This is a genomic window from Rathayibacter rubneri (assembly GCF_023743255.1).
Classification (GTDB): Bacteria; Actinomycetota; Actinomycetes; order Actinomycetales; family Microbacteriaceae; genus Rathayibacter; species Rathayibacter rubneri.
The window spans coordinates 1-5,043 of sequence record NZ_JAMRYM010000156.1; the positions used below are offsets into that span (position 1 = coordinate 1).

Genomic DNA, 5,043 nt, shown 5'->3' on the forward strand with positions numbered 1-5,043 from the left:
GCCCCGTCCCGTCCGCCACTGCCGAGGAGGCACCCCCTGGATCTCCGCCGCCACCGCGCCCTCGCGCTCCTCGTCGCCGGCTGCTTCTTCATGGAGAACCTCGACGCGACCATCGTGACCACGGCGGCTCCCGCCATCGCGGCCGACCTGGGCGTCGACTCCGCCGCGATCGCGATCACGGTGACCGCGTTCCTGCTCACCGTCGCGGTCCTGATCCCGGCCTCGGGCTGGCTGAGCGAGCGCTTCGGCGTGCGCCGCGTCTTCGCCCTGGCGATCGCGGTCTTCACGATCGCGTCCCTGCTCTGCGCCCTCAGCCCGACGCTGCCGGTGCTGATCGCCGCGAGGGTGCTCCAGGGGGTCGGCGGAGCGCTCATGGTCCCGGTCGGCCGCCTCGCGGTGCTGCGGGTCACGCCGCGCGAGCGCATCATCGAGGCCATCGCGATCCTGGTCTGGCCGGGGCTGGTGGCGCCGATCGTCGCGCCGTTCGTCGGCGGGCTGCTCACGACCTACGCCTCGTGGCACTGGATCTTCCTGATCAACCTGCCGCTCGGAGCGGTCGCGTTCGGCCTGGCGCTGCGCATCGTGCCTGGCGGTCCGGAGGCGGCACCGCCGCCCCTGGACGTCGTCGGCCTCGTGCTCGTCGCCGTCGGCCTCGGCGCGCTCGTCGGCGCCTCAGGACTGGTCGCCGCCTCCGTCTCGGATCCGCGGGCGCTGACGCTCGCCGTCGCGGGCCTCGCGGTGACGGCGGTGGCCGTGCGGCACCTGCGCCGCGCGCCGCACCCGCTCGTCCGACTCGACGCCTTCCGCTTCGCGACGTTCCGGGTGGCGAACGCGAGCGGATCGCTCTACCGGGCGACGATCAACGCCGTCCCGTTCCTCCTCCCGCTGCTGTTCCAGGACGCGTTCGGCTGGAGCCCGGTGCAGGCGGGCTCCGTCGTGCTCGCCCTGTTCGTCGGCAATCTGGCGATCAAGCCCGCCACCACGTGGCTGCTGCGGACGCTGGGGTTCCGCACCGTGCTCGTCGTCTCGAACGCGATCGGAGTCGCGTGCATGGCGGCCATGGCGTTCCTCACGGCGGAGGTGCCGATCGCCGCGGTCGTCGCTCTGCTGGTGCTCAGCGGCGTCGCCCGGTCGGCGGGCTTCACCGCCTACAACACCGTCACCTTCGCCGAGGTGCCGGCCGAGGGCATGTCGGGCGCGAACACGCTGAGCGCGACCACGCAGCAGGTGGCGGCGGGCTTCGGCGTCGCGGTGGGCGGCGTCGCCCTCGCGGTCGGCACCCTGCTGGGTCCGGACCTCGTGCCCTACCGGTTCGCGTTCCTGGTGATCGCGGCGCTGACCCTGGTGCCTCTGGTCGCGGCGGCACGCCTCAGCCGCGACTCCGGCAGCGAGCTGACCCGCTGACGGAGAGGGCCGGCGGCGGCGGGGGTCAGAGGGCGCCCTGCTCCGGAGTCCCCGCGGGGATCGGGACGAGGCGCACGATGCGCGGCGGCTCCTGCAGCAGTCCCTCGAGCGAGGCGTTCAGCCGCGCGACCGGCTCGCCGGCGCCGTGGGCGTCGAGCTCGGCCGCGCTGGTCCACTTCTCGATCATCACGACGGTGCCGTCTGGCGCGTCGTGGATCGAGTAGAGCTCGCAGCCCGGCTCGCCGTGCACCTCGGCGATGCCCGCGCGCAGAGCGTCGACCATGCGCTCGCGAGCGCCTTCAGCCGGGGTGAAGACGACGTGGACGACGACGGGAGCGGTCATGGCGGGGTTCCTCACGGTGGGCGGGGCGGGAGCGTCCACGCTACTCCGCTCCGCTACTCCGCTCGGCCCGTGCCCTCGCCGAGGCCGAGCGCCATGCCGTCGAGGAGGTCGTGCGCGGTCGACGTGACGGAGTGGAGTCCGGGCGAGGCGCTGCTCGCGGCGCGCAGGACCTCGCCCCAGATCAGCGCGCCGGCGGCGATGACGTCCTCGCGGCCGGAGCGCAGGTAGGGGAGTGCCGAGGCCTCGGCCGGGGAGAGGCGGGAGAGGTCGTCGCAGGCGGCGAGCACGTCCTCGAGCGGCAGGGCCGCCTCGAGCGCCTCCCGGTCGTACGCGCGGAGGCCGAGCGCGTGCGCGGTGACGGTCAGCACAGTGGCGGCGACCCCGACCACGCTGCGAGCGCGCGAGAGGTCGACGGAGGAGGCGGCCAGCGCCGCGCGGACGTCCGCCCGCATCGCCTCCCGCTCCTGCTCGCTCGGCGCGTCCGCCCGGCGGTGGCGCTCGGTCAGACGGACGCTGCCGACGTCCATCGAGTGCGCCTGCTCGGGCACCGCATCGCCGAGGACCAGTTCGGTCGACCCGCCGCCGAGGTCGACGACGAGCACCGGGCGCGCGCTGTCGACGGCGCCGGTGGCACCCCGGAAGGAGAGCGCGGCCTCCTCCTCGCCGGTGATCGTCTCGGGCCGCACCCCGATGATCCGCTCGACCGCGTCGAGGAAGTCCTCGCGGTCCGCCGCGTCGCGGGTGGCGGAGGTCGCGGCGAAGCGCAGCCGCGTCGCACCGGCGTCGCGGACCAGATCGGCGTACTCGCCGGTGACGGCGAGCGTGCGCTCGAGAGCCTCCGGATCGAAGCGGCCCGTGCGGTCGACGCCGTGCCCGAGGCGGACGAGCTCGGTGCGGCGGAGGACGTCGACGAGGCGTCCGTCGTCGACGTCGGCGATCAGGAGGCGGAGGGAGTTGGTGCCGCAGTCGAAGGCGGCGACGCGCGTGGAGGCCATGCCGCCATCATCCCGGAGGCCGCTCGAGCAGCCGGGAGCACCGCCGCTAGCCTGGGAGGACGAGCCGAAGGAGCCCCCGTGCACGATCACCACGTCCGCGTCCACCGCAGCGAGGAGAACCTCGCACGCACCGGTCAGCTGGCCCACGCGCTCGCCGGCCTCGCCGTCGACCCGGTCGCCGTCGACGACGAGGTGGCCGAGATGGTCGTCAACCGCGTCATCGACAACGCCGCCGTCGCGACCGCCTCGCTGCTGCGCCGCCCCGTCGTCGCCGCGCGCTCGCAGGCGCTCGCGCACCCCGCGTCCATCGGGGGAGAGGGCGCGGTCGTCGTCGGAGTGGATCCCGCCCGCCGCGTCTCGCCCGAGTGGGCCGCCTGGGCCAACGGCGTCGCCGTGCGCGAGCTCGACTACCACGACACGTTCCTCGCCGCCGAGTACTCGCATCCGGGCGACAACATCCCGGCGCTCGTCGCGGTCGCCCAGCACGTCGGCATCGGCGGCGCGCAGCTCGTGCGCGGCATCGTCACCGCCTACGAGGTGCAGGTCGACCTGGTGAAGGCGATCAGCCTGCATCGGCACAAGATCGACCACGTGGCGCACCTCGGCCCGTCGGCCGCCGCGGGACTGGGCACGCTGCTCGGTCTCGACGTGGCGACGACGGAGCAGGCGATCGCGCAGGCGCTGCACACCACCACCGCCACGCGGCAGTCCCGCAAGGGCGAGATCTCGAGTTGGAAGGCGTACGCGCCGGCCTTCGCGGGCAAGATGGCGATCGAGGCCGTCGACCGGGCGATGCGCGGCGAGACCAGCCCGTCGCCGATCTACGAGGGCGAGGACGGCGTGATCGCCTGGCTGCTCGACGGTGCCGACGCGTCGTACGACGTGCCGCTGCCCGACCGCGGCGAGGCCAAGCGCGCGATCCTCGACACCTACACGAAGGAGCACTCGGCCGAGTACCAGGCGCAGGCGCTGATCGACCTCGCCCGCCGCCTGCACCACTCCCACCCCGAGGCGGCCGATCCCGAGCGCGTCGAGCGCATCGTGATCCACACGTCGCACCACACCCACTTCGTGATCGGCTCGGGAGCGAACGACCCGCAGAAGTACGACCCGGCGGCCTCGCGCGAGACGCTGGACCACTCCGTGCCCTACATCTTCACGGTGGCCCTGCAGGACGGAGCCTGGCACCACGTGCGCAGCTACGCCCCCGAGCGGGCGGCGCGGGCCGACACCATCGCGCTCTGGCACCGCACGACGACCGAGGAGGACGCGGAGTGGACGCGCCGCTACCACTCCGAGGACCCCGCCGAGAAGGCGTTCGGAGCGCGCGTCGAGATCCTGCTGACCGACGGCACCACGATCGTCGACGAGATCGCCGTGGCAGATGCGCATCCGCTCGGCGCCCATCCGTTCTCGCGCGAGCAGTACGTGACGAAGTTCCGCACGCTCGCGGCCGACGTGCTCGAGGAGCGCGAGATCGAGCGGTTCCTCGACCTCGCGCAGCGGCTGCCGGAGCTCACGCCCGAGGAGGTCGGCCGTCTCACGGTGGTGGCGGCGCCGGGCGTGCTCGCGTCGGTGGAGTCGCCGCGGGGGCTGTTCTAGCGCGGTGCTGCTGGTCGAGCAGCCGCAGGGCGGCGTATCGAGACTGACGTGTCCGGATGTCGTGGATCTCGAGACGCCCTCTGCGAGGGCTACTCGATCAGCAGAGGAGGGGGAGCGCCCGGTCCTGCTGGTCGAGTAGCCGCGGAGCGGCGTATCGAGACCGACCGGTCCCCGGCCGCGGCGTCAGAGCAGGGCGTCCGTCAGGTGGTCCGGGGTGCCGAAGCGGTGCGCCGTGATCGAGACCGCCTGCTCGCGGACGAACGGCAGCAGCTCCAGGCGTCCCGACTCCGTGACCGCCCCCGCGTAGACGGCGAGGTCCGGGCGGCCGCCGGTGACCGCGGTCACGCTCGAGGCGGGAGCGCCGAGGAGCCGCACGCGGCCGGCTCCGTGGGAGCGCACCCTCGCCGTCCAGGCGGCGTCGTCCTCGACGGCGAGGACCTCCGCCGCCTCCGCCACCGCCGCGGCGACCTGCGGAGGCAGGGCCGCCGCGCTCGACACGGCCACCGCTCCTCCGGAGCTCGCCGCCGCCGCGACGACCTGCAGGAGCGAGCCCACCGGCTCGCCCTCGGCCAGGCGCACGAGCACGGGGGAGCCGGACGCGAGCCGGCGGAAGACGTTCCGCTCGGCCGCGAGGCCCGTGACGTCGCGGGGCGCGTGCTCGGCGAAAGCCGCCGCCGCGCTCCGCGCCGTGCGCTCGAC

At 74.3% G+C, this 5,043-nt stretch carries 4 protein-coding genes and 1 pseudogene; 2 read left to right on the forward strand and 3 right to left on the reverse strand.

The window, feature by feature from the left end:
* A partial coding sequence (locus NB037_RS18615; RefSeq protein ID WP_308202091.1) for an MFS transporter occupies positions 1–1,404 on the forward strand: 1,404 nt, incomplete at its 5' end.
* Between the two features lie 25 nt (positions 1,405–1,429).
* Here the strand turns inward: NB037_RS18615 and NB037_RS18620 are convergent.
* Positions 1,430–1,747 (reverse strand): putative quinol monooxygenase, encoded by a 318-nt coding sequence (locus tag NB037_RS18620; RefSeq protein ID WP_207407413.1) that lies wholly within the window; start codon positions 1,745–1,747, stop codon positions 1,430–1,432.
* A gap of 53 nt (positions 1,748–1,800) precedes the next feature.
* A complete protein-coding gene (locus NB037_RS18625; protein WP_251948431.1) occupies positions 1,801–2,742 on the reverse strand; it encodes a Ppx/GppA phosphatase family protein in 942 nt (313 codons plus the stop codon).
* A 78-nt stretch (positions 2,743–2,820) separates the two neighbouring features.
* Here NB037_RS18625 and NB037_RS18630 point away from each other — a divergent pair, with 78 nt between their 5' ends.
* Positions 2,821–4,344 carry an MmgE/PrpD family protein gene (locus tag NB037_RS18630; protein ID WP_251948433.1) on the forward strand — a complete coding sequence of 508 codons (1,524 nt, stop codon included), beginning with the start codon at positions 2,821–2,823 and terminating at the stop codon, positions 4,342–4,344.
* A gap of 183 nt (positions 4,345–4,527) precedes the next feature.
* Here NB037_RS18630 and NB037_RS18635 read toward each other — a convergent pair.
* A pseudogene (locus NB037_RS18635) lies at positions 4,528–5,043 on the reverse strand (1-pyrroline-5-carboxylate dehydrogenase); the annotation flags it as partial.

Bases quoted from the DNA above. Each gene is read 5' to 3' on its own strand.
- NB037_RS18620 (WP_207407413.1), bottom strand. From the start codon at position 1,747: ATGACCGCTCCCGTCGTCGTCCACGTCGTCTTCACCCCGGCTGAAGGC.
- NB037_RS18625 (WP_251948431.1), bottom strand. From the start codon at position 2,742: ATGGCCTCCACGCGCGTCGCCGCCTTCGACTGCGGCACCAACTCCCTC.